This window comes from Streptomyces sp. CHD11, assembly GCF_018638295.1.
Classification (GTDB): domain Bacteria; phylum Actinomycetota; class Actinomycetes; order Streptomycetales; family Streptomycetaceae; genus Streptomyces.
In genome coordinates, this window is record NZ_JABTTS010000008.1 from 82,207 (window position 1) to 108,899 (window position 26,693).

24 protein-coding genes, 3 tRNA genes and 2 pseudogenes are annotated in these 26,693 nt (G+C 73.4%); 14 read left to right on the plus strand and 15 right to left on the minus strand.

Translation table 11 applies throughout. The annotated features are described in order from the left end of the window. Positions 1-51: 51 nt before the first annotated feature. Positions 52-1,506, minus strand: a complete 1,455-nt coding sequence (locus tag HTV45_RS10180; RefSeq protein ID WP_215205358.1) for an FGGY family carbohydrate kinase — start codon at positions 1,504-1,506, stop codon at positions 52-54. 73 nt (positions 1,507-1,579) lie between these two features. Then, positions 1,580-1,885 carry a YtxH domain-containing protein gene (locus tag HTV45_RS10185; RefSeq protein WP_215205453.1) on the minus strand — a complete coding sequence of 102 codons (306 nt, stop codon included), beginning with the start codon at positions 1,883-1,885 and terminating at the stop codon, positions 1,580-1,582. 169 nt (positions 1,886-2,054) lie between these two features. On the opposite strand from HTV45_RS10185, the gene HTV45_RS10190 reads away from it, so the two are divergent. From HTV45_RS10190 to HTV45_RS10230, 9 genes are all read left to right on the plus strand, one after another. Continuing rightward, positions 2,055-2,127 (plus strand) — tRNA-Asn (locus HTV45_RS10190). Between the two features lie 5 nt (positions 2,128-2,132). Further along, positions 2,133-2,205, plus strand: a tRNA-Asn gene (locus HTV45_RS10195). Between the two features lie 178 nt (positions 2,206-2,383). Beyond that, positions 2,384-2,460 (plus strand) — tRNA-Ile (locus HTV45_RS10200). A gap of 309 nt (positions 2,461-2,769) precedes the next feature. Then, a complete protein-coding gene (locus tag HTV45_RS10205) occupies positions 2,770-4,173 on the plus strand; it encodes a hypothetical protein (protein WP_215205359.1) in 1,404 nt (467 codons plus the stop codon). Beyond that, positions 4,173-4,565 (plus strand): hypothetical protein, encoded by a 393-nt coding sequence (locus tag HTV45_RS10210; protein WP_215205360.1) that lies wholly within the window; start codon positions 4,173-4,175, stop codon positions 4,563-4,565. The genes HTV45_RS10205 and HTV45_RS10210 overlap by 1 nt, the downstream gene beginning before the upstream one ends. A 248-nt stretch (positions 4,566-4,813) precedes the next feature. Then, positions 4,814-7,108, plus strand: a complete 2,295-nt coding sequence (locus tag HTV45_RS10215; RefSeq protein ID WP_215205361.1) for a hypothetical protein — start codon at positions 4,814-4,816, stop codon at positions 7,106-7,108. Next, a complete protein-coding gene (locus HTV45_RS10220; RefSeq protein WP_215205362.1) occupies positions 7,105-8,259 on the plus strand; it encodes a hypothetical protein in 1,155 nt (384 codons plus the stop codon). The genes HTV45_RS10215 and HTV45_RS10220 overlap by 4 nt, the downstream gene beginning before the upstream one ends. Continuing rightward, on the plus strand, positions 8,256-9,074 hold the full coding sequence (locus tag HTV45_RS10225) for a hypothetical protein (protein ID WP_215205363.1): 819 nt from the start codon (positions 8,256-8,258) through the stop codon (positions 9,072-9,074). Before HTV45_RS10220 ends, HTV45_RS10225 begins: the two co-directional genes overlap by 4 nt. Then, positions 9,053-9,805 carry a hypothetical protein gene (locus HTV45_RS10230; RefSeq protein WP_215205364.1) on the plus strand — a complete coding sequence of 251 codons (753 nt, stop codon included), beginning with the start codon at positions 9,053-9,055 and terminating at the stop codon, positions 9,803-9,805. The genes HTV45_RS10225 and HTV45_RS10230 overlap by 22 nt, the downstream gene beginning before the upstream one ends. 37 nt (positions 9,806-9,842) lie before the next feature. Here the strand turns inward: HTV45_RS10230 and HTV45_RS10235 are convergent, their stop codons facing one another. Together HTV45_RS10235 and HTV45_RS10240 are read right to left on the minus strand one after the other, a co-directional pair. Next, complete coding sequence (locus tag HTV45_RS10235) at positions 9,843-9,998, minus strand: hypothetical protein (protein WP_215205365.1); 156 nt, start codon at positions 9,996-9,998, stop codon at positions 9,843-9,845. A gap of 58 nt (positions 9,999-10,056) precedes the next feature. Beyond that, positions 10,057-10,674 carry an ANTAR domain-containing response regulator gene (locus HTV45_RS10240; RefSeq protein WP_251691860.1) on the minus strand — a complete coding sequence of 206 codons (618 nt, stop codon included), beginning with the start codon at positions 10,672-10,674 and terminating at the stop codon, positions 10,057-10,059. Between the two features lie 327 nt (positions 10,675-11,001). Between HTV45_RS10240 and HTV45_RS10245 the strand changes: the two genes are divergently transcribed. Further along, positions 11,002-11,304: an STAS domain-containing protein gene (locus tag HTV45_RS10245; RefSeq protein ID WP_251691883.1), complete on the plus strand. Its 303-nt coding sequence runs from the start codon at positions 11,002-11,004 to the stop codon at positions 11,302-11,304. Then, the gene (locus HTV45_RS10250; RefSeq protein WP_215205367.1) at positions 11,301-12,257 is read left to right on the plus strand and encodes an anti-sigma factor RsbA family regulatory protein; all 957 of its coding nucleotides are present in this window, start codon (positions 11,301-11,303) and stop codon (positions 12,255-12,257) included. The genes HTV45_RS10245 and HTV45_RS10250 overlap by 4 nt, the downstream gene beginning before the upstream one ends. Before the next feature lie 17 nt (positions 12,258-12,274). Here HTV45_RS10250 and HTV45_RS10255 read toward each other — a convergent pair whose 3' ends face one another. The 5 genes and pseudogenes from HTV45_RS10255 to HTV45_RS35020 form a co-directional block, all read right to left on the minus strand. Beyond that, the gene (locus HTV45_RS10255) at positions 12,275-13,312 is read right to left on the minus strand and encodes a rod shape-determining protein (RefSeq protein WP_215205368.1); all 1,038 of its coding nucleotides are present in this window, start codon (positions 13,310-13,312) and stop codon (positions 12,275-12,277) included. A 270-nt stretch (positions 13,313-13,582) separates the two neighbouring features. Further along, complete coding sequence (locus HTV45_RS10260; RefSeq protein WP_215205369.1) at positions 13,583-14,938, minus strand: carboxyl transferase domain-containing protein; 1,356 nt, start codon at positions 14,936-14,938, stop codon at positions 13,583-13,585. After that, on the minus strand, positions 14,931-16,415 hold the full coding sequence (locus HTV45_RS10265; protein WP_215205370.1) for an acyl-CoA synthetase: 1,485 nt from the start codon (positions 16,413-16,415) through the stop codon (positions 14,931-14,933). Before HTV45_RS10265 ends, HTV45_RS10260 begins: the two co-directional genes overlap by 8 nt. Positions 16,416-16,684: 269 nt before the next feature. Next, positions 16,685-16,885 (minus strand): annotated as a pseudogene (locus tag HTV45_RS34805) (PP2C family serine/threonine-protein phosphatase); the annotation flags it as partial. 9 nt (positions 16,886-16,894) lie between these two features. Beyond that, positions 16,895-17,161: pseudogene (locus HTV45_RS35020) on the minus strand (MerR family DNA-binding transcriptional regulator); the annotation flags it as partial. An 89-nt stretch (positions 17,162-17,250) separates the two neighbouring features. Here HTV45_RS35020 and HTV45_RS10280 point away from each other — a divergent pair. Then, on the plus strand, positions 17,251-18,123 hold the full coding sequence (locus HTV45_RS10280) for a RimK family alpha-L-glutamate ligase (protein ID WP_215205371.1): 873 nt from the start codon (positions 17,251-17,253) through the stop codon (positions 18,121-18,123). Here HTV45_RS10280 and HTV45_RS10285 read toward each other — a convergent pair. Next, complete coding sequence (locus HTV45_RS10285; protein ID WP_215205372.1) at positions 18,104-18,715, minus strand: hypothetical protein; 612 nt, start codon at positions 18,713-18,715, stop codon at positions 18,104-18,106. The genes HTV45_RS10280 and HTV45_RS10285 overlap by 20 nt on opposite strands. A 291-nt stretch (positions 18,716-19,006) precedes the next feature. Between HTV45_RS10285 and HTV45_RS10290 the strand changes: the two genes are divergently transcribed. Next, positions 19,007-19,780 carry an IclR family transcriptional regulator gene (locus tag HTV45_RS10290; protein ID WP_215205373.1) on the plus strand — a complete coding sequence of 258 codons (774 nt, stop codon included), beginning with the start codon at positions 19,007-19,009 and terminating at the stop codon, positions 19,778-19,780. After that, positions 19,777-20,631 (plus strand): SMP-30/gluconolactonase/LRE family protein, encoded by an 855-nt coding sequence (locus HTV45_RS10295; protein WP_215205374.1) that lies wholly within the window; start codon positions 19,777-19,779, stop codon positions 20,629-20,631. The genes HTV45_RS10290 and HTV45_RS10295 overlap by 4 nt, the downstream gene beginning before the upstream one ends. Before the next feature lie 130 nt (positions 20,632-20,761). Here the strand turns inward: HTV45_RS10295 and HTV45_RS10300 are convergent, their stop codons facing one another. The 5 genes from HTV45_RS10300 to HTV45_RS10320 form a co-directional block, all read right to left on the minus strand. Next, positions 20,762-22,165 carry an FAD-dependent monooxygenase gene (locus HTV45_RS10300; protein ID WP_215205375.1) on the minus strand — a complete coding sequence of 468 codons (1,404 nt, stop codon included), beginning with the start codon at positions 22,163-22,165 and terminating at the stop codon, positions 20,762-20,764. Continuing rightward, positions 22,155-23,354, minus strand: coding sequence for an MAB_1171c family putative transporter (locus HTV45_RS10305; RefSeq protein WP_215205376.1), 1,200 nt, complete (start codon positions 23,352-23,354; stop codon positions 22,155-22,157). The genes HTV45_RS10300 and HTV45_RS10305 overlap by 11 nt, the downstream gene beginning before the upstream one ends. A gap of 31 nt (positions 23,355-23,385) precedes the next feature. Continuing rightward, complete coding sequence (locus HTV45_RS10310; protein WP_251691863.1) at positions 23,386-24,675, minus strand: MAB_1171c family putative transporter; 1,290 nt, start codon at positions 24,673-24,675, stop codon at positions 23,386-23,388. Further along, positions 24,672-25,178 (minus strand): toxin, encoded by a 507-nt coding sequence (locus HTV45_RS10315; protein ID WP_215205377.1) that lies wholly within the window; start codon positions 25,176-25,178, stop codon positions 24,672-24,674. The genes HTV45_RS10310 and HTV45_RS10315 overlap by 4 nt, the downstream gene beginning before the upstream one ends. A gap of 109 nt (positions 25,179-25,287) precedes the next feature. Further along, complete coding sequence (locus HTV45_RS10320; RefSeq protein WP_215205378.1) at positions 25,288-26,520, minus strand: DUF6545 domain-containing protein; 1,233 nt, start codon at positions 26,518-26,520, stop codon at positions 25,288-25,290. Positions 26,521-26,693: the final 173 nt, after the last annotated feature.

Here is a 26,693-nt window from a genome sequence, read left to right on the forward strand (position 1 = left end):
CCCCATCGTTCTGCCCCGTCCGCTAGGACCGCAGCGGACGGGCCCCGCCCGCTAGGACCGGAACGCCCCCGGGTGGGTCTGTTCCCGTACCGTCACGTACTGCTGGCGCACCGCCTGACCCACTGCCAGGTCCTCGCCGGGGTCCAGGACCTGGGCCACGGGGCCCTGCCAGACGGGCGGGGTGCGCGGATCGAGGGTGCCCTGCGACACCCCGAGCGCCCACGCCGCCTGCCGCGCGGCGCCGATCGCCGCGTAGTCCGCCGGCTGCGGCACCACCACCTGCGCCCCGAACAGCGCCGGAGCCGCCGACTGCACGGCGGGGAGTTCGGCGGCCTGGCCCAGCAGGAAGACCCGCCGCACCTCCACGCCCCGGCCGCGCAGCACGTCCAGCGCGTCCGCGAGTCCGCACAGCATCCCCTCGAACGCGGCCCGCGCCAGGTGCTCCGCCTTCATCGACTCGCGGCGCAGCCCCGCCAGCGTCCCGGCGGTGTGCGGCAGGTTCGGGGTGCGCTCACCTTCCAGATAGGGGAGCAGCACCAGCCCGTGCGAACCCGGCGTCGACTTCATCGCCAGCTCGGACAGGCTCTCCAGATCGGGCAGGCCCAGCAGCTCCGCGGTCCCCCGCAGGGCGCGTACGGCGTTGAGGGTGGTGACGACGGGCAGGTGCATGCCGGTCGCGTCGGCCAGCGAGGTCATCATTCCGTACTGGTCGACGAGCGCCTCGGGGTGCACGGCCATCACGGATCCGGAGGCGCCGAGGGACACCACGGCGTCGCCGAGCCCGATCCCGAGCCCGAACGCCGCCGCCATCGTCTCGCCCGTCCCGGCGGAGATCAGCAGCCCCTCCGGCGTCGCACCGGCCGCGTCCGACGGGCCGATGACCTCGGGCAGCATCGCCTGGTGGCCGAGGGCCATCTCCACCAGGTCGGTCCGGTAACCGCCGGTGGCAGCCGCCCAGTAGCCGGTGCCGGACGCGCCGCCCCGGTCGGTGGTGCGCCGTACCGGGCGGCCGAGCAACTGCCACACCAGCCAGTCGTGTGCCTGCAGCAGTACGGCGGTGCGCGCGGCGTTCTCCGGTTCGCTGCGGGCCATCCAGCGCAGCTTGGTCACCGACTGCGCGGCCGTCGGCACACTGCCGACGGCCTGCGCCCAGGCCTCGCGGCCGCCGAGCGCGTCGATCAGATCGGCCGCGGCGACCTGGGCGCGTTTGTCCCCGCCGGTCATCGCGGGCCGCACGGTGTTGCCCTGCGAGTCCAGCGGCACCAGCGCGTTCGCCTGGGCGGACACACCGATCGCCTGCACGCCCTCCAGCAGCCCACCGCCCGCGGCCTCGCCCAGGGACAGCAGCCAGGCCTGCGGGTCGATGTCGGAATGACGGCCGCCGCCGTCCGGACCCTGCGCCCGATGCGGGGCATAGCCCTGCCTGACCACGGCTCCGGTGTCCGCGTCGCAGACGACGATACGAGTGAAATCGGGCGCACTGTCCAACCCGGCGACTATCCCCATGCGGCAATTTTGCCGCACTCCCCCTCCGGGATGTCGGCGCGGGCGCCGTTGGAGTGAGGCCGCGGTACCGCTTCTATGTGTTGCTGGTGCCCCAGTCGTCCTCCGCCGGGCCGTGGGCCGAGCGCTCACGGAGGGCGGAGACCCGCTGGGCGACCGAGTCGGGCATGCGGTCGCCGACCTTGTGACTCACCGCCTGGTAGGCCTTGTCCGCGAACTCGCGGCTCTGCCGGCCCGCGGTCTCCGCGGTGTTGCGGACCGCGGGGTTCTGTGTGAGCTGCTGCGCGGACCTCCTCAGCTGCTCATAACGCTCCCGCCCGGCTTTCGTGCCCAGCACGTAACCCAGGGCGGCTCCGGCGACGAACGTGAGCCGGTATCGCATGGCGGTCACCCTTCCCGTTGTTCAGATCTGCACAGGTATCCGGTACGGCGACAGCGCCGGGGAGTACCGATTGGCGGAGCACCCCCCTGCTTGCGCTAATGTATGTGTCGCAGCGAGCGCGCGCCCCCTGGCGGATACCCAGGTAGGTGCGTTCGATGCAACGAGGCATTCCTCCGTAGCTCAATTGGCAGAGCAGCCGGCTGTTAACCGGCAGGTTACTGGTTCGAGTCCAGTCGGAGGAGCTCAGTCCCCTGTAGCTCAATTGGCAGAGCAGCCGGCTGTTAACCGGCAGGTTACTGGTTCGAGTCCAGTCGGGGGAGCTCGCCGAACGAGGACCCCGCAGGGGTCCTTTTTCATGTCCGGGGGAACCGTGCGGGGCTCGGCGAAGTCTCCATGGTCACGAGGGCCGTAGCGCAGCCGACCATCCGAGGCAGGAGATCGTATGAGCGGCTATGCTGCGGCAGACGGCGCGCACACATGTACGCGACACGCCGCTATGGGGCGGTAGCTCAGCCGGTTAGAGCAGCGGACTCATAATCCGTCGGCCGTGGGTTCGAGTCCCACCCGCCCCACCATCCTCAGTGGTACGCAGAATCGTTTCTAGCCGTGAAACGCCGGAACGGAAGCTGCCACGCGAGACCGGCGCCCTCCGCTCACCCCCTCGGCCCAAGATCCGGGCTTCCTGGAGCCCGCAGGGCGTCCCGCGGAGATGGAACGTTTCCTCACCGCGCGTTTCCTCACCGCATCGGCACCGCACGGGCACGGAACGTGCCCGCGGCAGGTTTGCCGGTATGCCGCCAATGGGATGACAACGGGGAACGATTCGGTCGGGCGGCCGGGGGAGAGCCGCCCGTCCGGCGGGGGAGGCTCGGATGACCGCTCGGATGACCGCTGCACCCGAACCCGGCGGCGACCCGGTGCGGAGGAACAGTCAGGCGGCGCGCGCCCGCATCCGGTACAGCCGGCGCGACGCGCTTGCCAGGTTCCTCGGCACCCTGCGGTCCCACGGGCACCACGTCCACGCCGAGAGCGTCGCCGCCGCGATCGAGGCGTGGGACGAGCACGGCGGCGACCCGGCGGAGGAGAACTGCGACGCCGTCGGCGAGGTCGTGGCGGTCGCCCTGGCAGAACTCGGACACGACCGTGCCGCGCCGGAGAACCTGGAGGTCTGCCCCGTGGCCCGGCAGGCGATCAGCGCCACCGCGCGGGGATACGAGGACGGTTCGGCCCTCGCCCTGGTCTCCGACTCTCTCGTCGCCTTCGCGATGCTGTACGCACAGCATCTGGCGGACGCCAGAACCAAGGAGTCGGCTCTGGCCACCGCGCGCAGCGTCTTCCGCCGGTACTTCCGGGACGAAAGCGGCCTGGACGAGGACCTGCTCGCCGCGTCACTGCGGTTCAGCGCGCTGCACCAGCGGGTCCTGGGAGGGCCCGTGACGCCGTTCCCGGTGCTCACCGACCGCCAGCAGACCGACGCGGACTGGTACCTGACGCACTGCCTGCGCTTCGTGGTCGCCCACGAGTACGCACACGTCCTGCTCGGGCACGGTACGGCCGCCCCCGGAGTCTCCTCGTGCGCCGGAGATCCCGGGTGGGAGACCGAGGCCGACGAACTGGCTCTGCGCACGGTCCTGCACGCGTGGCGCCGCCATGGCCCGGGGACCCGTCTGCATGCCGGACTCGGTGCGCTCCTGGCGGTGGTGGTGGTGCACTTCTCGGAGCGGGCCCTGTTCATCCACCGCGGCACCACCCACCCGCCGGCCACCGAACGGCTGGACCGGCTCGTCCGGTCACTGCCGCCGCATGTCGCGCTGTTGGTCGGGCAGTACGGCAGCACGCTGATGGGACTGACCGACCGGGCGGCCCACTTCGGGGCGGGCGCCGCACCGGTGCCGTGGCAGCCGGTCCTGGACCACCCGAGAGTGCGGCGCCAGGGCATCTGGCTCGATCACCGGGACGACCTCGCGCGCTACGCGGAGATCCAGTCCCACGCGCCGCACGAACTGGTCGCCGCCCTGCGGGAAGGGGACGCCCGGCACGGCACCGCCGTCTCGGCCGGCGCCGAAGCCGTACTGGCCGGCCGGACCGGTGACGGCCTGCGGCTGTGGGGCCTGCCGCCGCGCCGGGTCGAGGAGATCACCGACCCCGCGCTCCCGCTGTCCTTCTGGGGACTGCTCGACGAGATCCACACGACGCTTCCCGCGGTGCCCCACCCGGCCGGCCGGCTGGACCCGGCCCTGCGTGCCGCCACCCTCGCCCAGTACGCGCTCATGGAGGAGATCCGCTGATGACCGCCGCCGACCCCGTTCAGCTCGACACGTACCTGGCGATGACCGACGCCGAACTCTACGAGGAGCTCGGCCTCAGCCTGCTCGGCTCCGGCCCCGGCATGACGCCCGACGACCGGCGTGAGGCCCGCGGCTTCGGGCGTGACTGGTTCGAGAACCAGTACGACCGCATCCGGAGCGGCATCTGTCTCCACCCGAAGCTCCAGAGGTACCGCAAGGACGGCTCCGACGTCATGGTCGACGCGGGCGCCATCTACGGCATCGCCTCGCAGGTGGTCTCCGATCCCGTCCAGGCGGCCATTGTCGGTGTGCTGGCGATGCGTATCGGACTGACGGTCTTCTGCGCCGGTGTCTCACCCGAGGATCCCGCTGCCGGGACGCCGGACTCCTGAGGGGTTCCCGGGACCGACGATCCCGGCCCCTTCACCACGGCCGGCCACTCCGCCCGGCCCCGGGGAGCGGACTCACCGTGTCCAAGCCGACGAAATTCATGAAACCGAGAGAAACCGTGCCGGTTCTCGATAACGTGACGACCCTTCCCGGACCGGGCGCCCCGGAGGGGGTGGCGCCCCAGGCCGTCGTCGCTGTTCGCGAACCGTCCGGGAAGGTACACGCGCACATGGGGTGCAGGGGGGGCGGTATGTCCATGGGCCATATCAGGGAACGACTCGACGCGGTGCTGCACAGGCGACGCGAGCACCTACCCGCGGTAGACGCGGAGATCGACCGGTGGCGCGGCGTTCTCCGACGGGTCACGGAACTGGGCGAGGCGACCGCGGCTGTGCGCCTGGCCGCGGAGCAGGACCCGGTGCACGCCGTCCTGGACTCACTGGACACGGCGGTGATGCGACGAGCGGCACAGGACTGCCTGGACGCTCTCGCGACGGTCCGCGGCAGGGTGAGCCGGGGCACCGTCAACCTCGGTGTGAGCGGGCGCGCCCGCAACGGCAAGAGCACGGTGCTGCAATCGCTGTCCGGGCTCGACGACCGGCAGATCCCGAGCGGCCGCGGCCAGCCCGTGACGGCCGTCCGCAGCCGCATCTACCACTCCGCCACCGACCGCGGCGCCCGGCTGACGATGCACACCGAGACATCGTTCATCGACGAGGTGATCGCTCCGTATCACGCGGAGCTCGGCATCCTGCCGACGCCGCGCGGGGTGCCGGAGTTCGCGGGTTACCGCTATCCCCGCGTCGCCGACGGCGCGAGCGGGCCCGACCAGCCCCGGCTGGCGCCGATCCTGGCCCGCCTGCGCGAGGCCCAGGAGGCACTCGGCTCCTACCGGCAGCACCTCACCGGTGAGGCCCGCACCGTGGACCTGGCGGACATCAGGGAGTGGGTGGCCTACCCGGACGCGGAGGCCGAGCCCGTGCGGCGGCCGTACCTCGCAGTCAGGGACGCGGCCATCACCTGCCCCTTCCCCCTGGAGGACGTCACCGCGCTGGGGCTCGTGGACATGCCGGGCCTCGGCGAACTGGTGCCGCAGGCCGAGGCGCACCACCTGGACGGCCTGCGCAACGATGTGGACTTCGTCATGGTCGTCAAGCGGCCCACGGACACCAACGCCATGTGGGCGGAGGAGGACGCCCGCGCCCTCCAGCTGATCGGCAGCGTCTGCACCGTCGCCGACATGCGGGACTTCACCCTGGTCCTGGTCAACACGGGCGACTGTCTGCCCGAGAACATCAAGGCACTCGACGACGACCTGCGTGAACGACTGAACGGGCCCGACGCCGAACGGGGTTACTGGGTGATCCTGGCGGACGGCGCCGACCGCGACACCGTGCGGGAGCAGGTGCTCCAGCCGGTCCTGGAACACCTGGCGTCCGCCCTGCCCCGCATGGACGAGGCGGTCTTCGCCGACGCGGTCGAGGTCTGCCGGGACCGCAGACGCCGCATCGAGGCGGAACTGGCCGCCTGGTCCGCCGCGCTGCGCACCGTGGCGGTGCCCACGTCCACCGAACAGACGATCGCCCGCGCCGAGGAACTGCGCGAAGAGGTGGCCGCCTCCGTCCAGGCCTGGGTCGACACCCTGCGCGTACGGGCCGAGGACGACTACGAGGACACCGAGTTCCTCGAGCGCGTCGGCGAGGTCCACCAGCATGTCCGCGCCTGGGTGCTGAGCGGATTCGGCGAAGGCGCCGAGGCGTGGCGGGAACGGGCACTCAAACGCTTCCGCGTCGACCGGGCGTCCCTGCCCTTCGCCTCCGCGGAACTCAACCGCGTACGCGTGGAGATGGCCCGCCGCTTCTCGGCCGTGGACGACCTCCTCATGCGACGACGCGACGAATACTGGGCCGGCCTGGCCGCGGCGCTCGGACCCAGGCTGCCCCTGGTCGTCGACGACGCGGCCGGCTTCGCGGCCCGGGGCCGGCCCCAGGACCTCCTGCCGGCCCTGGCCAGGGCCCTGCGGGAGGCACCCGACCCGTGCCCCGAACTGGCCGGGACGCTCGACTTCGCGCTGGACGTACGACTCGACTTCCGCACCCGGGTACTGCCCCGGCTGCGCCGTGCCCTCGGTGTGCTGCTCCCGGAACCGGACGACCCGTCCCGGGAGACCGGGCCCACCTCCCTGCTCGCCGTGCCACGGACGGAGGAGGGAGCCGAACTGCTGCTGGAAAGGGTCACCCAGCTGGCCCGGCAGGCCGCCTACGACGCCCAGTCGGTGCTGGCCCACGAACCGGAGACGGCGGCTCAGGCACTCTTCGCCTACGGCGAGCAGTTCGAGGACGCCTTCGTGCGGTCGCAGTCGTCCCAGGCCGAGTTCAGACGCCTGGTGGACGGGTTCCAGGACCGTATGTGGCCCGGGGGCGACAGGGGACCGCAGGCGGCGTCCGCCCAGGTGCGCAGCCTCCGGCGCCTGGTCACGGAGCTGCGCGAGCTGATCACCGGCACGGATACGCGCGCTGTCGCGACAGGGGGGAACGGACGTTGACGCTGTCGTTCAAGGCCTCGATGGTGGGGCCGTCCAGGGTGGGCAAGACGACCCTGCTCACCGCCATTCTGACCGAAACCGAGAGCATGCTCGCGGGCAGCGGCATCAGCCTCGCCATGGACGAGACGACAGAGAGGAGGGTCAGCAAGAACCGCAAGGATCTGCGCCGGGCCGTCGAGGCCCGTGAGTTCGACGCCGCCTCGCTCGGCGGCAGCCAGTCGATGGCCCTCTACGACCTGACCCTCCAGGCCGCCGGGGACAGCACGACCGGCATCCCCTTCAGCATTCTCGACTATCCCGGCAGGTGGCTCGACCCGGTCCGGCGTGCCGAGGCGCACGAGGCCAGGAAGAACTGGCCCGCGTGCGAGGCGCACATCACGGAGAGTCTCATGCTCCTGGTCCCCGTGGAGGCGGCCGTCCTGATGGAGGCGGTGACCCCGGCGCAGCGCGGAGCGGTGGCCGACCTGCTGGGCTTCGAGGACGTACAGGCCATGGCACGCAAATGGGCCCGCGCGCGCAACCTGCCAGAACACCGCGACGAGCCGGCCGTCCTGGTACTCGCCCCGCTGAAGTGCGAGAAGTACTTCGACGACAACGGCGGCAAGGGCCGGGACAGCGCACGACTGCGACAACTGGTCCGGGAGAAGTACAGGACGATCGTCGGCGTCGTGCAGGAGGAGACGAAGGACCGCAGTGTCCGGGTGATCTACGCCCCCATCGACACCTACGGATGCGTGGACCTGATGGAAGGGGAGTGGATCGACGCGCACGACGCCGACGGCGACGCCACTTTGGACTTCCGCGGCCACTACCGGTTCCGGGAGATCCCGCCCGAGGTCAGGCCCAAGGCGGCCGGCACCGTGATGCGGGAGCTGTGCCGGTGCGTCGTCTCCGGACAGGAGACCGCGGAGCAGCGGCGATCCGAGGCCGCGAGAGCGGACCACGAGGCGGCCCTGGAGCGCAGATCCGAGCGCAAGGGCTTCTGGGGCGCGGTGGAGTACTACGTCTCCGGCGAGGCGCTGGAGAACAGGAACACCAGGCGGGGCAGTCTGCAGGTCATGACGGAGTCACAGCGGCGCCGGCAGCAGTTGAGGACCGTGCTGGAGCGGATCGCCGGACAGTCCGCCGACGAGCGGGTGGAGGAGTGGTGAGCGGACCGGTGCGCGCCCATCTGATGACCCGGGGCACCCTGCGGGGCCACGACTACACGTTCCTCGGCGACTCCCCGGCCGAGCAGTGGTGGGACACCGTGGCGGGCTGGGTGTTCATGGAGAGCGAGGAACTGATCGTCCGACGGAACGGGGAGAGCGGCGCGGGGCTCGTGATCAGCGGCATTCCGTCGCGGCGCACCGACGTGCTCGGCACCCGGGTCCGGCACACCGTGGTGCTCGACGACGCGCAGCACGACCAGCGGCTCGCCATGTGGCTGGTGCGGTGCGGACTGGACGACACGGAGCGGCGACGGCTGGGCGAGGCCCTGGACGCCGCCTTCGAAGCCGACTTCGTCGACGCCCTGATGTCCGGCGCGGACGGCGACGCCGGGGCCGTCGGGTCACGGCTGCTCGACGCGCTCCGGCGAGCGGCCGGGGAGCAGGACGCGCCGGAGGAGGAAGAGGACCTCACGGGCTCGTGGGCGGGCCCGGTCCACGACGAGGAAGCCGGCAGGGCCTTCACCGCGCGGGTCCGGCACCTGCTGTCCGACGGGGCGTCCCCCGGATACGCCTTCACGACACACGCCCTCGGCACCCTCGACGGGGTACGGCGAGTGGCGTCGGAGTTGCCGGACGACGTGGCCGTCCTGCTTCACGACGGGAACCTGCGGGGGGTCGAACGGCTAAAAAAAGCGCCCGTCCCGGCACCGCGCCGGGACAGGGCCACCGTCGGCGGCAGGACTCGCACGCTCGCGCTGGCCTTGATCGGAGCGGCGATGACACTGGGCATCTGGTGGCTGATCCGGCAGCTGTGATGGCGTCGCTCGCGGAGTTCCTCGACAACGCGAAGGGGCGCTACACACTGGAGTACGCCCTTCCGGAGCGGCGGAATGCCGCGAAGCGGCCTTACCGGTTCGACGTGGAGATCCTTCTCCCCCTGGTCGAGGGCACCATGTGCCTGGAGTGGGGTCCGCGCTCCGTCGAAGGACGCGTGGTCCTGCTCGAGCGGCCCAGGAAGACGCAGCGGGACGAAGGGCGGCGCACGGGCGAGTTCGTGTTCACCGTGCAGGGCAGTTCGGAGGTGAGCCTCGACATCGAGGTGTCCTTCACCAATGGCTGGGGCGATGTGATGACCTCAGTACTCGAATTCGTCAGCCCGCACGAATCGGACGACCTGAGACGCCACCTCGCCCGTCTCCTCGTGCGGGCGGACGAGCAGGTCGAATCGGCCGGCGCCCTCTGCGACCGGCTCGCCGAGGCGGAGGAACCCGCCGGCCTGCTGGCGCACAGCGAGGCACTGTGGGCCCACGCCCGGCTGCTGCTCCTCATCGGCCGGGACGAGGCCGCGGCCGGACGCGCCGCGGAGGGAGCGGCGCAGGCCGCCCGCTCGGGTCTCCCGGCCGGTGAGCGTATGGCCCGGTCCGGTGAGGTGCTCGCTTCCGCCCTGAGATGGTCCGGGCGGACGGACGCCGCCGAGCGGGTCGGAAGGATCCTTCCGGTGCGTCCGCCGGCGGAAGGGGAGCCCGGCCGGCGCGACCCGGCCTGACCGGGAGGCGGCGGCGCGACGATGGGGCCCCGGCGGCTCAGCCGTGCTCCGCGTTGTCGCCGGACGGGTCGGTGGCGTCCGCCGGGTCGCGTTCGCCCTCGGCCTGGGAGGGGGTGGTGTGCGGGATGTCGGGGGTGGTCCACTCGGCGTCGTCCCGGTCGCCCTCGGCCTGGGAGGGAGTGTGTTCGGTCATCGTGCCGCCTCCTGATCGCGCGGGGTCGTGTCCGGCGGGTACCCCGGGCGGGCCGGGCTCACCGTGACGAGCGGCGGGACAGCGCCCGGGACAGGGCGGTGCGTATCTCCTCGGGCGGGGGAGTGCCCTCCGCCGCCGCACAGGAGGTGAGGGACTCCGCGACGTCGCGGAGTTTGGTGTTGGACAGCTGGGACGCCTCACGCAGGATGTGCCAGGCCTCGTCCGAGCTGCAGCCGTACGTCGCCATCAGAATGCCGCGGGCCTGGTCGATGACCGGACGGGAAGCTATCGCCTGCCGCAGCTGCTCGACCTCCTCCTGGAGCACGTGCAGCCGCTCCTCCCGTTCCCGCGCCACCGCCGAGGAGAGCGGCGACGCCGGGTCGCCGAGGGCGGGAGAACGCAGCGGGTCCGTGGTGTCGAGGCCGGCCAGCTCGAGGATGCGGCGCGGCTGCCCGTTCCACCGGGTGGCCGTGACCGGCACCGCCCGACGCCGGCTGTGGTCGCGCAGCACCTCCAGGAACTCCAGCCCCGCCGTGTCCATGAAGTACACACCACTCATGTCCAGATCGACCCGGGCGGTGCCGGTGGGCAGCTGGTCCAGCTTCTCGGACAGGGTCCTGGCGCTGCCGCGCACCAGCTCGCCGCGCGGGATGAGGAGTGCCCGGTCCGCGTCCATGCGACCGCCGATGACCAAGATGTCCTGCCTTCCCGGGAGAGGGCGTGATGCCGCGGAGGTCATGTCACCGCCTTGTCGGTACTCGGGGCGCGGCGCCGGGGTGCGTCCGGCCGCCACCGGCACCGGAGCGGTAGGCTGCGCACGGTCCCGGCTCCCTGTCGGTGCGCCTGCCCACCTGGCGGCGCACTACACGCCGTGTCGGGCAATGGCCGGGAACCGACGGGGATGTGCGGGTCCCGGGGAGGTGCGGGTCCCGGGGACGTGGGGAGACGGGTGTTGGGCAGTCGGCATCGGACGCCGCAGGGACCCGGAGGTCCGGGACCGTCCCTGACGGTGCGCCCCCTGGAGGGGTGCCGGGGGATCCGCGCGGCCGGAGAGATCGGTCTGGCCGCGCACCAGCTCTGGGAACGTGTCCTGGAGCAGGCCGTGCGCGAAGGAGAGGACGTGTACTACCTGGAACTGTCCGAGGTGACGTTCGTCGACGTCGCGGGCGCCGGCGCGCTCGCCACCGCCGCGGGGCGGCTCGGCGACGGACGTCGGCTCGTGCTGCGCCGGCCGCCGCCCGCGCTGCGCCGGGTGCTGGATACCTTCTGGCCCGGCCTGTCGACGATCGAGGTGTCGGAGTCATGAGGAGTACCGCGGACGCGCCCCCGGGAGTCGCCTCCGACCCCTTCGTCCACCCCGCCCTGTTCTACCGGGACGACCAGGAGTACCTGGACGGCACCGTCCCCTTCGTCCGCGAGGGACTGACGGCCGGCGAACCCGTGGCGGTCGCCGTGCCCGGTGAACGGCTGCGGCTGATCCGGGACGCGCTCGGCGCCGACGCGGAGCGGGTCCGGCTCCTGGACATGAGGGAGGCCGGACGCAACCCCGGCCGGATCATCCCCGGTGTGCTGCGGGCCTTCGCCGACGCCCGGCCGGCCGGGCACCGGGTGCGGATCATCGGCGAGCCCATCTGGGCGGGCCGCTCGGCGAGCGAGTACCCGGCCTGCGTCCAGCACGAGGCGCTGATCAACGCGGCCTTCCAGGGCCGCACGGCGACCATCCTCTGCCCGTACGACACCGTGCGGCTGCCCGCGCACGTCGTCGAGGACGCCCGTGCCACCCACCCCACCGTCATCGCCGGCGGCTCCCGCCGGGGGCGGCCCAGCGGGAGCTACGCCCCGGACACGGCCGTCGCCCGCTACAACGAACCGCTGCCCCTGGTGGCGGACGCCATGACCTTCCCCTTCACGGACGACTCGCTGCCCGCTGCCCGGTACGCCGCCACCGACGAGGGGCGGCGGCTCGGCCTCACCGGTGTCGCCCTGGAGGACCTGGCCCTCGCCACGGCCGAGCTGACCACCAACAGTGTGCTGCACGGCGGCGGGTCGGGCGTCCTGCGGGTCTGGGGCGAGGACGGCCGGGTGCTGTGCGAGGTGCGGGACCGCGGGCGCTTCACCGACCCGCTGGCCGGACGCCGGCCCGCCTCCCGTGACCAGCGCGGCGGGCGGGGGCTGCTGATGGTCAACCTGCTCGCCGACCTGGTACGGGTGCACACCGGCGACGAGGGCACCACGATCCGCTGCTGGTTCTCCGGCTGACGGCGGGCCCGCGTGGCTCAGGCCTTCAGCGGGTCCAGCACCATCGGCGCGATCCTGCCCTCGAGCATCGCGCCCAGCCCCTCCACCGCGCACAGTTCCGGCCGCTCCGCGATGTGCACCGGCATGCCCGTCGCCTGACGCAGCATCTGGTCCAGGCCGGGCAGCAGGGCGCTCCCGCCGACCATCATGATGCCGCGGTCGGCGAGGTCGGCGACCAGATCGGGCGGACAGTCCCGCAGCACCCTGCCGATGCCGTCGAGGACGGCGGTGAGGGGTGTCTGGATGGCCTGCCGCACGGCGGCCGTGTCGACCGTCACGCAACGGGCGAGGCCGGTGGCGACGTCCCGGCCGTGGATCTCCGTCGACTCCGGGCCCTGCGGGGTGAGCCCGTTGCCGGACAGGGTGAGCTGCAACGGCCGTACGGACTGGCTCGGCAGCATCAGCTCGTGCTGGTGGCGCAGGTGCTGCACGATCGCGTTGTCCACCGCCTCACCACCGACCGGAACACGTTCCGCCCGCACGATCGCCCCCAGCGAGAGCACGGCCACCTGGGTGGTCGCCGCACCGCACACCATGATCATGGTGGCCTCGGGCTGCTCCACCGGGAGGCCGCAGCCCACGGCCGCCGCGATCAGCGTGTCGACCAGTTCCACCCGGCGGGCGCCCAGACCGACCAGCGTCTCGATCGCGGCGCGCTGGGCGAGCGGATCGGCGTCGTGCGGGGTGCAGGCCGCAGCCCGCAGCCGCGGCTTGCGGCGCAGCGCGCGGCGGGTCCGGTCACCGATCAGCTGCCGCAGCATGCGCTGGGCCATCTCGATGTCGACGACCGTGCCCCCGGTCACGGGCCGCACCACGCGGATGTAGGCCGGTGTACGGCCCGTCATCTTCTCCGCGAACTCGCCCACCGCGATCAGCGCGCCCGTACGGGTGTTCACGGCGGCGACGGACGGCTGGTCGACGACGAGTCCGACGCCCTTGACGAACACCCGGGTGCGGGCCGCCCCCAGGTCGACGGCGAAGTGGCAGCGGCGCAGCTGCCCCAGACTTGCGGTCACGGCAGACCCTCCCGAGTGCGGCCCGGCGGCCCGCCGGGCGGCGGACCTCTCAGGCATCGTGCGCGCCGGCCGGGGGCGCCCGCCTTTCCTGGGGGGCCGGGTGGGGGGCCGCCGAACGGGGGGCGGGGCGGGCCGGGACCGTGCCGCCGCTCCCGGCCGTGTGCGCTTCCGGCTGTGCGCCGTTCGGCGGCTGTGCGCTGCCCCGGCCGTGAGGCGCGCGCGTCCGTGCGCGGAGACCTCCCGGTGCTCCGTGACCGCGGGCTCCCTCCGTCACGGAGAAGGGACGGGACGGCCCGCCTGTCCCACGATCCCTCTCACCACCCCCAGCTCCACCAGGTCCTGCGGACGGACGCGGAGCCGGTCCGCCGTCGTCTCCGCCTCCTGCGGGGGCCGTTTGAGGATGGCGGCCGCGAGCTCCGGGGCGATCACCGAGAAGTAGCTGTCCGGGGTGGCCCAGGTGTTACCGGGAGCCGCCAGGGCCAGGGCGCCGCCGGAGCCGCCCTCGCCGACGACCAGGGTGGTGACCGGCGTACGGGCGGAGGCCACGGCGCCGAACAGGTCGGCGATGGCCGGTCCCGCCCCCTGCCGTTCCGCCTCCGCGTCGTTGGCCGCGCCCGGCGTGTCCACCAGCGTCAGTACCGGGATGCCGAGCCGGTCGGCGAGCCGGACCAGCCGGGCGGCCGTGCGGTACCCGGCGGGCCGGGTCGCCGCCCCGGTCTGCGCCGCGTAGGCGACCGTGCGGCCCTCGTGCTCGCCGAAGCCGCAGACCATGCCGCCGGGGTCGGTGCCGCCGCAGCGGTCGCCGCCGATCGTCACCCGGGAGGTGAAGTAGGCGTCCAGGTAGGCGGTGGCGCGGGGGCGTTCGGGGGCGCGGGCGCGGCGTACCGCCTCCCAGCCGGTGGCCGGGAGGTCCCGCGCGCCCAGCGGGAGGGGCGGTGCGGCCGGGGTGGTGGAGGGGCGGGTCAGCAGTCGCAGCCAGTGGCCCAGGGTCTCCCGCAGCTCCTCCGGCCGTACCAGCGCGTCCGCCGCGCCCGCGGCCACCTGCGCCTCGGCTGTGTACGCCGCCGGGTCCGCGTCCACCGGCCGGACCCGGGAACCGGCGAAACCGACCTGGGCGCCGGGCAGCGCGAGGACGACGTCGGCGCCCGCCCCCAGCGTGGCCCAGCCGCCGCCGGTGGTCGGGTCCCGCACCACCGCGATCTGCGGCAGTCCTGCCTCCCGTGTGAGCGCCGACTCCCGGGCCAGCCGCTGCAGCTGGGTGAGCGCGAGCATGCCCTCCTGCATCCGGCTGCCGCCGGTGGCGACCAGCACCACCACCGGCAGCCGGTGCGCGCGGGCATGGACGTACGCCGCCTCCAGACGGTCGCCGGTGCGCTCGCCGAGGGAACCGCCGAGGAAGCCGAACTCGAAGGCGGCGACGACCGCCTCGGTGCCCCCGATCCGGGCCGTGCCGCAGATCACCGACTCCCGCTCGCCGGTGCGACCGGCGGCGCGGGTGTGGGCGGCGTCGTAACCGGGCCAGTGCAGCGGACCGTCCGGGACCGGCTCCCGTATGCGGGTGGGGAGTTCGGTGAAGTCGTCGGTGACGGCGGCCGCGGCCTCGCGGGCGGAGAGACGGTCAGCCACCGGTCAGCGCCCGCTTCATGATCTTGCCCATGTCGTTGCGGGGCAGGGCGTCGAGATGGTGGACGGTGCGCGGCCGTTTGTGCGGGGCGAGCCGCCCGGCGACATGCGCGGCCAACTCCTCCAGGCCGGGCGGCGACTGCGGATCCGCCGGCACCACCCACGCCACGATCCGCTCACCCAGATCGGCGTCCGGTTCCCCGGTCACCGCGGCCTCCCGCACCCCCGGATGCTCCAGCAGCGCGTTCTCGATCTCCCCCGCGCCGATCTTGAAACCACCGCTCTTGATCAGATCGGTGGCCTTGCGGCCGACGATCCGGACAGCGCCGTCGCCGTCGCGTACCGCCATGTCCCCGGTGCGGAACCAGCCGTCGGCGGTGAAGGCGGCGGCCGTGGCGTCCGGCAGGTTCAGGTAACCGGTGAACAGGTTCGGCCCGCGCACCTGGATCTCGCCGACCGTCTCACCGTCGTACGCCGCCACCGGTGACCCGTCCTCCTCCACCAGCCTCAGCTCCACGCCCGGCAGTGGCCCGCCCACCGTGCCGGCGCGGGCCTCGCCGTCCGAGCGGACGCCGGGCCGGGGATCCGGGGGTGTCCACCGGGACGAGCACAGCATCAGCGTCTCCGTCATGCCGTACCGCTCGATGACCCGCCGTCCGGTCGCCGCCGCGATCCGCTCGTGGTCGTGCGCGGGCAGCGCCGCGGACCCCGACACCAGCAGCCGTGCCCCGGCCAGCGCCTTGGCCAGTGCCGGCTCGGCGGGCAGCGCCTCCGCGATCCGGTGGTACATCGTCGGCACGCCGAACAGCATCGTCGCGCCGTCGTTCAGTTCGCGCGCCACGCCCCCGGTGGTGAAGGCGCCGAGGTGGCGCACGGAGCCGCCGCGGCGCAGCGGGCCGAGCGTGCCGAGGACCAGGCCGTGCACATGGAAGAGCGGGAGCCCGTGCACCAGGACGTCGTCACCGGTCCACCGCCAGGCGTCGGTGAGGGCGTCCAGCGTCGCGGCGATCGCGCGGCGGGGGAGGACGGCGCCCTTGGGCGGGCCGGTGGTGCCGGAGGTGTAGACGATCAGGGCGGGGTCCTCCTCGCCACGGGCGCGGTCGTCGGGAAGCGGGGCCCTCGCCGCCGGGTCCACGTGGACGCGGGGCAGACCGGCCAGGGGGCCGGGAAGCCGTGCGCCGGGCGCGGCGAGCACCAGGTCGGGGGCGCTGTCGGTCAGGATGTGGCCGAGTTCCTTCTCGCCCGACTTCGGGTTGAGCGGCACGACGGCCGGACCGGCGAGCAGCGCGCCCGTGACCGCGACCGCGGTCTCCAGGGACGGCGTGGCCCACACCGCGACCCGGCGAACCCGGGTCAGGCCCCCGGCCACCGCGCCGGCCGCTCCGGCGAGTTCCCCGTACGTCAGCGAGCGCTCGCCGAAGCGCAGGGCGGGGCGGTCGGCGGCCGGGCCGCCGGTCAGGGCGGGAAAGAGAGAGGACACGCGTCGTACTCCTTGACTCGCTGGTGCTCGGGCGGTCGGTACTGGGCGTACAGGCGTACAGGCGTACAGGCGTACAGGCGTACAGGCGTACAGGCGTACAGGCGTACAGGCGTACAGGCGTACCGGTCCGGTGCGGGCCGGTGCCCGGTCCGTCCAGGGTGACCTACCCCGATGCGGGGCGCGTCGCGCAGCCCGGCGCTCGCGGGGCGCCGGACCGCGTACCACCCCGCCGGCACGGTCCGGCGGGGTGGTGAGGTGTGGCGGTGGCGTCAGGCCGGGATCCGCTGTACGTCCGCCACCACGCAGCTCACGTTGTCCGGGCCGCCCGAGTCGTTCGCCGCGGTGATCAGGGTGTGGACCGCCTCGTCCGGGGTCGGGGCGGTGCTCAGCAGCTCCCTGATCGTGTCGTCGGTGACGACGGCCGGGAGGCCGTCGGAACAGAGGAGGTACCGGTCGCCCGGCCGGGCTTCGAGCTGCTCCGCCGCGTAGTAGCGGTACCCGGTGTGCGGGTCCACCCGGGCGGGGCGCAGCAGCTCCAGCTCGTCGTACAGACGCAGTGCCTTCGGGGACAGCCGGCATGCCCTCGCGAAGGCGCCGATCGTCAACATGTCCATCGTCCTTCCCCCTCTCGCACCGCGTTTCCGCGTTCCGGCATCGATGCTGGGGCTTCCCCGAAGGTGAAGGTCAAGCCCGGTCGTCCGCGGTGCGGCGGGAGGAGGATACGGAACGTGGCGCCTCGACGACATCGCGGGTCAGCGCGGTGTCGGCTACAGATCCCGGAGGGCAGGCGTTAGCCTGCTCGTCGATCATCTGTTCGCATAAGGAGTGAGGCGCTGTGCCCCGTATCGCGCTGGTGACCTGCGCACCCGGCCCCGACATCGCCGAGGACCGGGATCTTCCGGAGCTGGTCCGCGCGTTGCGGGAGGCCGGGGCCGAGGCGTCCGCCGAGGTGTGGGACGACGGCGGGGTGGACTGGGCGGGCTTCGACCTCGTGGTGATCCGCTCGGCCTGGGACTACAGCTGGCGGGCGGCGGAGTTCACCGCCTGGGCCGAGCGGTGCGCCGCGGTGACCCGGCTGGCCAATCCGGCGGAGGTGGTGCGGTGGAACACCGACAAGCGGTACCTCGGGGATCTCGCCGCCGCCGGGGTGCCGGTGGTGGACACCCGGTACCTCGCCCCCGGGGACGCCCCCGACCTTCCCGGCGACCACGAGTACGTCGTCAAGCCCACCTCCGGTGCCGGCGCCCGGCTCGCCGCCCGCTACGCCCCCGACGAGCGCGACATGGCCGTGCGGCACCTTCGGCACCTGCACGCCGAGGGGTTCACCGCGATGGTGCAGCCCTACGTGCGCGGTATCGACACCGCCGGCGAGCGGGCGCTGCAGTTCTTCGGCGGGAGTCTCCTGCACGCCAGTCGCAAGGGGCCCGTACTTGCCCCCGGTACCCCTTACGACCAGCGCAAGGTCGCCCATCCGGGGCTGACCGACTGGACCCCGGCCCTCGTCGAGGCCGCCGTCGCCCGCAAGGCGCTGGCCTCGGTGCCGGGCCGGCCCGAACTGCTGTACGCGCGGGTCGACCTGGTGGACGGGGAGGACGGTCTGCCCCGCGTGATGGAGCTGGAACTGGTCGAACCGAACCTGTTCCTGTGGCTGCACCCGGAGTCGGTGCCGCGCGTGGTCGGGGAGATCCTCAAGGCCACGGGTCGCTGACCGCCGTACGCTGCAGCAGCCCCCAGGTGAACTCGGCGACCACCTCGCGCGGGACACCGCTCGCGTCCGGCGCCGTGAAGACGAGCCCCCACCGGGTCGGGGCGGTGCCCTCCAGGGGGCGGGCGGGCGCGAAGGCGCGGGCGGCCTCGTCCACCGTGCAGGACCAGGGCGTGAGGTCCTCCACCGTGCGCAGGGGCGGCGCTTCGGCCTCCGGCGCGCGGACGAGCCACTCGTTCCACACCGCGCCGCCGCCCGCCGGGGTCAGCACCTCGAAGCGCAGGGAGGGCCAGAGCGGGAGCGGCCACCGCCACGCCTCGCAGTCCAGGTCGCCGATCCTGCGCGGGGTGCGGGACTCCGGCTCACCCAGCACCGACCGGTACCGGGAGAGGGCCGGGCGGGAGCGCGGTGAGCGGATCATGGCCTGCCAGCGCTTGTTCGCCTCGCGCATGTCCGCGAGGGAGGCGCCCAGCCGACGCCGGGCGTCCTCCACCGGGCCGGGGTTGTGATCGGCCATGCGGCGCAGCAGTACGAGCTGGAAGTCGGCCGGGGTGAACGGGCCGGCGGGGTTCTGTCCGGTGGGCACGGGCACCATCGTCGCCCACCGGGGGCGCCCGCCGTACCCGGAACGGGGTCACAGCAGGGCTCCGGCCGCACGTCCGCGCGAAGGCGACGACACAGCGCCGGAGATGACCGGGCAGGGAGTTCACCGCGTCCGTGAGTACGGGAGGGGCCGGGAGCCGGCGGATTCCGCGGGCTCCGCGGGGCTGCCCCCATTGCCGGTCCGAGCGGCCTTTGGGTAGCCTGCGTTCGTCATACCGATCGCCTGTTGAAATCTCGAACGAGATGTTCCAGGTGCCTGAGACACATGGAGAGGGGGCCGGTCGTGGGACGCCTCGTACCAGCCGTGACCCGGGCTCTCGACATTCTCGAGCTCTTCCTCGACGGGGACGGGACGCTTTCCGCCCCGGACATCGTGCGCAGACTCCAGCTGCCACGCACCACCGTCCACGAGCTGGTGACCACGCTCGCCGCCCGGAAGTACATCGTCCCGGTGGCCGGCCAGCCCGGACGCTACCGGCTCGGCGTACGCCCGTACCAGCTCGGCGCCCGCTACGCCGAACACCTCGACCTCGCCGCCGAGGGCCAGCAGGTCGCCCGCTCCGTCGCCGAGACCTGCGACGAGACGGTGCACGTGGCGATCCTGGAGGACACCGACGTCATCTACATCGCCAAGGTCGACTCCACCCACGCGGTGCGCATGGTGTCGGCGGCCGGCCGCAGGCTGCCCGCCCACTGCACCTCCGTCGGCAAGATGCTGCTGGCCTCCCTTCCCGAACCGGAGCTCACCGCGCGCCTGCCCGACGACGCCGAGCTGACGGCGATGACCCCCAACAGCATCACCGACCCGGCCGCGCTGCGCGAGACCCTCGCCGGGATCCGTGACCGGGGCGTCGCCGTGGAGAGCCGCGAGTCCAACCCGGACGTCTCCTGCGTCGCCGCGCCGGTGCGCGACCGCACGGGACAGGTGGTCGCCGCGCTGTCGATCTCCGTACCGATGATCCGCTGGAGTGACGAGCGGCTGGGCGAGCTGGAGCAGCTCGCCGTCAAGGGAGCCGCCGAACTGTCCGAGCGGCTGGGCCACAGGAGCATGGCATGACGAGCACATTCGACGTGGCGGTCCGCGCGGAGGCAGCCCTCGGAGAGGGGCCCACCTGGGACCCGGCCACCGGGCGCCTGCTGTGGATCGACATCCTCGGCTCCCGCGTCCACACCTACGACCCCGCCACCGGGCGGCGCGGCGTCCGCCGCACCGACCAGCACGTGGGCGCCGTCAAGCCCCGCGCGGGCGGCGGCCTCGTCCTCAACCTGCGGGACGGGATCGGCCTGATCGACCCCGACGACACCTTCCGCTGGCTGCACCGCGAGCCCGTCCCCGGCCGCCGCGGCAACGACGCCGCCGTCGCCCCCGACGGCAGTCTCCTCGCCGGCACGATGCGCTACGACGAGGCCCCGTGCGGCGGCACGCTGTCCCGGGTCGGCGGCGACGGCACGGTGAAGCTCCTGCTCGACGACGTGACGGTGAGCAACGGCACGGGGTGGAGCCCCGACGGACGGCTGATGTACTACATCGACACACCGACGCGGCGACTGGACGTCTTCGACGTGGGGGAGGCGGACGGCCGCATCAGCAACCGCCGCTCGGTCGCGGCCCTCGAGGACGGCGCGGGCTTTCCCGACGGGCTGTGCGTGGACGCCGACGGCTGCGTCTGGGTGGCGCTGTGGGACGGCGGCGCGGTCCGCCGGTACACGCCCGAGGGGAAGCTGGACCGGGAGATCCGGCTGCCTGTTCCCCGGGTCACGGCCTGCGCGTTCGGCGGCCCGTCGCTGACCGACCTCTACATCACCACGGCCCGCGTGGGCCTGACGTCCCCGCACCCCCTGGCGGGTGCTCTCCTGGTGGTCCCGGACGCGGGCCAGGGCGTCGCCCAGCCCCCGTTCGCCGGCTGAAGCGGTATCCCGCGGTCCTCGAACGCCGGAAGGGCTGAATTCAGGCCCCTCCGGCGTTCGAGGAGCCGGGGGTCCGGGGGCAGCGCCCCCGGGGACAGGACAGGGAAGGGGCGGAGGGGGCGGAGGAACCTCACACCCCCGTACGGTCCAGCGCCCGCAGCACCCCCCGCTCGCCCTCCGTCATCGGCGCCCCCGCCAGCGGAGGCAACGCGGACCCCGCGACAGCGGCCAGCACCGCCCCCGGCCGGAACATCCGCGCCGGCGGCGCACTCAGACTCGTGACGTCCCAGATCGCCGACGCCGCCGCATACGACCCCGTGGCCGCCCGCATCATCCGCCGGGTGTACGCCGTCAGCACCCGGTCGCCCGCGGTCGGCCGGCCGCCCCGCACCTCCGGATACAGCACATCCTGACTGACCGCCATCGACCACGCCGCGTCCGCCGACCGCGCCGCCCCCCGCACCACCCGCCGCGCCAGGCCGGGCGCACCCAGCCCTCCGCCGTGGCCCAGCTCACGGCTGAGCACCCGCGCCCCGAACGCCGCCACCGACATCCCGTGCCCGTACGCCGGATTGAACGTGGCCAGCGCGTCCCCGAGCACCACGAACCGCTCCGGCCAGCGCGGCAGCTCCTCCAGATACCGCCGTACGTTGCTGGTCGACCGGCTCAGATGCACATCGGTGAGCGGCTCCGCCCCGGAGATCAGCCGGCCCACGATCGGGTCGGGCAGCGCGAGCGCGTACCGCAGGAACCCCTCCGGGTCGGCCGGCGGCTCACCTCCGCGGGAACCGCCGCAGCTCACCAGCCAGCGGTTCCCCTCGATCGGCATGACCATCGCGCTGCGGGCCGGCCGCGACACATATGGGTTGGACTGCACGATCGTCAGCGGAAAGCGCTCCGCCCCCTCCGGCACCCGGTACACCCGTGAGGCGTTCACCAGCCCGGAGTCCACGGCCCGCTCCCGCACCCCGGTCAGCCCGAGCCCGCCCAGCCAGCTGACCACGCGGGTCCCCCGGCCGCTCGCGTCCACGACCAGATCCGCATCGAGGTCCGTATCCCCGCCGGGCGCGGCGATCCGCACCCCGCGGACCCGCCCCGCGGAACCCGTCAGCCCGATCACCGCCGCCCTGCGGATCTCCACCGGCGCCTGCTGCCTGACCGTCTCCCGCACCACCCAGTCCAGCAGCGCGCGGCTGCACGTCAGCATGACCGGGCCCGCGCGCCGCCACCGCCGCAGCCAGCCCTCGGGGGTGAGCGCCAGCATGCCCGAGCTGAGCGATATCTCGTGCGCGCCCGCGGTCAGCAGCCGGGCCCGCAGCCCCGCCTCCGGCAGCAGTTCCTCCATGGCGCTCATGCCGCCGGGCATCAGCAGATGGGCGTGCCTGCCCTGCGGCAGCCCCTTGCGGTGCTCGGGCCCGTCCGGCAGCTCGTCCCGGTCCAGCACGATCACCTCGTCCGCCCCCGCGGCGGACAGGGCGGCCGCGGCCAGCATGCCGGCCAGACCGGCACCGATGACGACAGCTCTACGCGACATGGGGCTCCTCGGGTTCGGTCATGGATCCGGTGGATTCGGCAAGGGAGGGCGCCGCCGCGCCGCCGGGCGCGGCGGCCGGCCGGTGCAGCGCCTGGGCCAGTTCCACCAGCCCGCCGGTGCCGGAGACCTCGGTGGCGTGCAGCCGGTAGGTGCCGGCGGTCTGGGGCGGTTCCTCGCGGGCGGCGGCCCGCCGTGCCGCGTCGGCGAGCAGGGCCGCCTCCGCGGCGAGCCGGGCCTCGTGCGGGGAGCGGCCCGCGCGCAGGGCGTGGTCCCGGACCCGTTCGCGCACCCGGTGGTCGAAGTACGGTGCCAGGGCGAGCAGCGCGTCGTGGATCGACACCTCGCGCCACTGCAGGCGTGCCCGGGGCAGCCGCCACCAGCCGGCCGGCGGTTTGGGCGCGGTGGACGCCGACTTCACCAGGGACCACAGCGGGGCCAGCCGCCGGTGGTCGCCCAGCGCCCGCCACTGGGCGACCGTGGACGGCAGCAGGTAACCCGCCGAACACAGCAGCGCGGCCAGCGAGGCCATCGGCGGGGCGAGGCTGGTGGAGAGGAAGTCGAGGTCGTGGCCCGTCCAACGCGCCACGACCGCTGTGTACTTGGTCGCCTGGAACCCCACCAGGTCCAGCAGGGCGCCGATGAGGATCAGCCGCAGCCCGGTGCGCAGCGGGCCCCCGACCTCGCGCCCCCACTTGACGCAGACGGCGCACATCACCAGCATCGCCACGCTGTGCCCGAGCAGGTAGAGCAGGATCATCTCCCGCATGAACGGCGTGTTGGCGTAGTAGGTGTCGAGGTCGGTGAGCCGCTCGGTGTCCGCGTCGGCGAGCAGGAAGAGGGCGACGATGGCGGCGACCAGCAGGGCGTAGGCGGTGATGACGCGCCAGACCCGGCGCCGCACCTGCTCCCGCGAACCACCCCGCCAGTTGATCAGCAGCACCAGCACGGAGCAGCTGTACGAGGAGAGCATGCCGTAGGTCAGCGGGGCCCCGAAGTTGGGGATGCCGGTGAACTCGTTGACGGTGGACAGGGTGGCCGGGGCGGCGCACACGAAGACCAGCGCCCCGAGGACGATCGCCACGCAGGTGGAGACGGTCAGCGGGTTCCGCATGGCTCTGCGCGGCCGGCGGAACAGCAGCGCGGAGGTCATCGCGAAGACGAAGGCCGCCAGATAGACGACGAGGCTCACGTCGGCCGACTCCTCTCGTAGCAGCCCTGGTTCATGACGTGCCCGCCGTCGTACCGGCCGTCGTGCCCGCCGTCGTGCCGGCCTTCGTACCGGCCGTCGTGCCCGCCGTCGTGCCCGCCGTCGTGCCCGCCGTCGTACCGGCCGTCGTGCCCGCCGTGGGGCCGCTGGGTGTGACGGGTGCCGCCGGGAGCGGGACGGTGCCGGCCAGCGCGTCGGCGATCCGGGCGAGCACGGCCGGATCGGGCACGCCGCCGGGGAGCCGTCCGGCGCCGCCGGCGGGCGGGCCCGGCCGGGCCGGGTCGGCCTCCCGCCGGACCGCCGCCGTGATCACCGCGGCCCACGCGGCGGCCTCCGCCCGCTCGGGATCCCCCGTCGCCGCCAGAGCGCCGGCGCGGGTCCGGCCGTACAGCTCCCGGTCGAAGTAGGCGTCCAGATGGCCGAGCGCGTTGTGGATGCTGGTCTGGCGCCACATCAGCCGGGTGGTGGGGGAGGCGAACCGGGGCCGGGGCAGCCGCAGGGTCCGACGGGTGAGGAGGTCCTCCAGCGCCCGCTCCAGCGGCTCGAGCCGGGCGTACGTCCGCCGGGCCCGCCACCCTTCGGCGACCCGCGGTGTCATCAGCGGCACCAGCACCCCGACCACGGTCAGCAGGGCGCCGAGTCCGGCGGCGGCCGGCGAGACGGTGGTGCCGAGCGCCGACCAGTCCCGCCCGGACCAGCGGGCGCCCACCGCGATCAGCTTGGCCACGCTGTATCCGGCCCCGCACAGCGTTCCGGTGCCGAGCAGGACCAGCCCCGCCCGCAGTCCGCCCCGTACCCCGCGTGCCCAGCGCAGCGCGGACACCGTGGTGACGGTCGTGGTGGTGAGGTGCGCCAGCAGGTACAGCACGATCATCTGGGCCATGAACGGCGTCGTCGCGTAGTAGGTGTCCAGGTCGGTACGGCGCTCCACCGGCGCGTCCCCGAGGGCGAAGGTCACCGCGATGCCGAGGACCACGAGGGTGTAGGCGACCATCCAGCGGCGGACGGTGCGGCGCACCCGGGGCCCTCCGCGCCAGTGCACGATCAGGACCTGGGAGGCGGCGCAGTACCCGGTGATCGCCGCGTAGGTGATGGGCGCCGCCAGGTTGGGCACGCCGCCGATCCGGTTGACGGCGCCGACCGTCGGCGGCGCCCCGAGGAAGAAGCACAGCCCCGCCAGTCCCAGCACCGCGCAGAGCGCCCGCAGATACGGATCACGCCCGTGCCGCAGCAGATCGGGGGCCTTCACCAGCAGCCCGAGCCAGAGCACCCCGCAGCTGACGTAGTTGACGAGGCCGCTCATCTCTTCGTCCCGCGGTAGTTGAGCGCGGCCCCGATGCGTCCCGCGAGGTCCTGGGGATTCCCGGAGCCGGCCTCGCCCCCGACGGCGTACCCGGAGCCGGTGGAGGCCTCCAGCCAGGTGCGCAGCCGACGGCCCATCAGCATGCCGAAGCGGTCCGCCTCCTGCTCCTCCGCCAGGCTGAAGTCGGTGCGCGCGGCGACCGGCCCGGGGTGCGTGCCGGTGTCCGGGCCCGCCTCGCGGCGGCTCATGTGCCACACCTCGTGGCAGAAGATCACGATCTGGTGCCACATGGCGGCGCGTTCGTCCACGATCACGTCGTCGTGGCTCTCACGCTCCAGCCACAGTCCGCTCGCGGTGTGCGGGGGGAACGCCGCCCGGTGGACGAGTACGTCGCGTCCCCGCCAGGCGCTGACGGACGCGACGAGTGCCTCGAACAGCACCTCGGGATCGGCCGGTATCGCCACCTCGATGGGGTCGATGAGGGCGTCAGCGAGGCGACGCATCTCCTTCCCTGTCCGCACCGCTGTCTCCCTGCTCCCCTGGGTGTCGCTCGGTCACCAGTGCAATATGCCAAGACGGGTGCCGTCCCGGCCAGTTCCACGTGTGGCACGGTCACTCGGTGACCGCCACGGTGTCGCCGGGTGCCACCGCGCGGGCGCGGATCTCCCGGATCAGGTCGGGGTGGCGCAGGGCCCGCGAGACGGCGCCGATCTCGTGGAGCAGTTCCGTCGTCCCGGGGCCGCCGGCGTCGCCGCCGTCCGCTCCGGGACCGGCCCCGACCGCGTCGAGGACCACCACGGCCGCGGCGCACGCCTTCGCCCGCTCGGGCGGCAGACCCAGGGACAGGGCGGCGGCATACGACCGTGCGCGCAGCCGCTCGTCGGTGCGGCGGGCGAGCGGCAGCAGTACATCGCGGATGAACGTCTCGCGCCGGGTCAGCCGCAGTTCGGGGCTGGCACGCAGGACGAACGGCAGGCCGGAGCCGTGCACATCCCGCATCAGCAGGTACAGCGGCCGCAGCCGGCGGTGGGCCAGCCGGATCCGCCAGCGCTCGTGCAGGTACTGGCCGGCGTGCGGCAGGATGAAGCCGACCGCGATCGACACGGCCGACAGACAGGCCAGCGCGGGGGCCACGTGCAGGCTGAGCCAGTCCAGGTCGTTCCCGGTCCAGCGGGCCCCCACGGCGGTCAGTTTGGCGGCGTCGAAGCCGAGGTTCAGCGCGTAGCCGATGCCCAGGAACTTCAGTCCCCAGCGCAGCCAGGCATCGAGTCCGTCGGTGCGGATCCAGTTCCAGATCAGCTTCGAGGTGATGAGGACGGCGGTGGTGTGCGCGAGGAGGTAGAGCAGGATCTCCTCGCGCATGAAGGGCGTGGTGGCGTAGTAGGTGTCCAGGTCCCGGGTCCGCTCGACCGGTACGTCGGCGAGGGCGAACAGCACCCACAGCGCGGCGATGACGCCCCCGTAGACGGAGACGACCCAGCGGGTGGCGCGGCGGGTGGAGGCGGAGTGCTCGGGCAGCCCGTCGCGCCAGGCGATGATCAGCAGCAGGCAGGACGCGCAGAAGGCGGTCAGCAGGGAGTACACCCAGGGCGCCGAGATGTTGGGCACGCCGGTCACCCGGTTGACCCAGGCGATGGTCGACGGCGCGACGAACACGAACACCGCGCAGGCGAGCAGCAGCAGTCCGCCGACCGCGCGCAGCAGCGGGTCCTTCCACAGCCTGATGATCGTGGGGAGTTTGATCGCCAGGGCGGCGGCCAGCACGCCGGCCGGGATCCACCAGAAGGACGTGTAGAACGTGCCGAGGGACGAGGCGGGCCCCATGGCCGCGTCCACGCGCCCCATCGCGTTACCTCCCTCTCATCACCCGCCGTAGCGAACGCCGTTCACGCCCGCGGACCGTGCCGAAGGCCGTTCGAGCCTACGCGGCGGGACGTGTCCGCGTCATGCGATGACGGGCGCGGAAGGTCCCGCCCCGAGTTCTTGCCCGAACCATTGACGCGCCATGAGCATCACAC

What these genes read in the sequence shown, in the direction of transcription:
- HTV45_RS10235 (WP_215205365.1), bottom strand. Translation starts at nt 9,998, where the DNA reads ATGACCGAACACACTCCCTCCCAGGCCGAGGGCGACCGGGACGACGCC.
- HTV45_RS10180 (WP_215205358.1), bottom strand. Translation starts at nt 1,506, where the DNA reads ATGGGGATAGTCGCCGGGTTGGACAGTGCGCCCGATTTCACTCGTATC.
- HTV45_RS10215 (WP_215205361.1), top strand. Translation starts at nt 4,814, where the DNA reads ATGTCCATGGGCCATATCAGGGAACGACTCGACGCGGTGCTGCACAGG.
- HTV45_RS10210 (WP_215205360.1), top strand. Translation starts at nt 4,173, where the DNA reads ATGACCGCCGCCGACCCCGTTCAGCTCGACACGTACCTGGCGATGACC.
- HTV45_RS10240 (WP_251691860.1), bottom strand. Translation starts at nt 10,674, where the DNA reads ATGGACGCGGACCGGGCACTCCTCATCCCGCGCGGCGAGCTGGTGCGC.
- HTV45_RS10310 (WP_251691863.1), bottom strand. Translation starts at nt 24,675, where the DNA reads ATGAGCGGCCTCGTCAACTACGTCAGCTGCGGGGTGCTCTGGCTCGGG.
- HTV45_RS10285 (WP_215205372.1), bottom strand. Translation starts at nt 18,715, where the DNA reads ATGGTGCCCGTGCCCACCGGACAGAACCCCGCCGGCCCGTTCACCCCG.
- HTV45_RS10250 (WP_215205367.1), top strand. Translation starts at nt 11,301, where the DNA reads ATGAGGAGTACCGCGGACGCGCCCCCGGGAGTCGCCTCCGACCCCTTC.
- HTV45_RS10295 (WP_215205374.1), top strand. Translation starts at nt 19,777, where the DNA reads ATGACGAGCACATTCGACGTGGCGGTCCGCGCGGAGGCAGCCCTCGGA.
- HTV45_RS10205 (WP_215205359.1), top strand. Translation starts at nt 2,770, where the DNA reads ATGACCGCTGCACCCGAACCCGGCGGCGACCCGGTGCGGAGGAACAGT.
- HTV45_RS10315 (WP_215205377.1), bottom strand. Translation starts at nt 25,178, where the DNA reads ATGCGTCGCCTCGCTGACGCCCTCATCGACCCCATCGAGGTGGCGATA.
- HTV45_RS10320 (WP_215205378.1), bottom strand. Translation starts at nt 26,520, where the DNA reads ATGGGGCGCGTGGACGCGGCCATGGGGCCCGCCTCGTCCCTCGGCACG.
- HTV45_RS10300 (WP_215205375.1), bottom strand. Translation starts at nt 22,165, where the DNA reads ATGTCGCGTAGAGCTGTCGTCATCGGTGCCGGTCTGGCCGGCATGCTG.
- HTV45_RS10185 (WP_215205453.1), bottom strand. Translation starts at nt 1,885, where the DNA reads ATGCGATACCGGCTCACGTTCGTCGCCGGAGCCGCCCTGGGTTACGTG.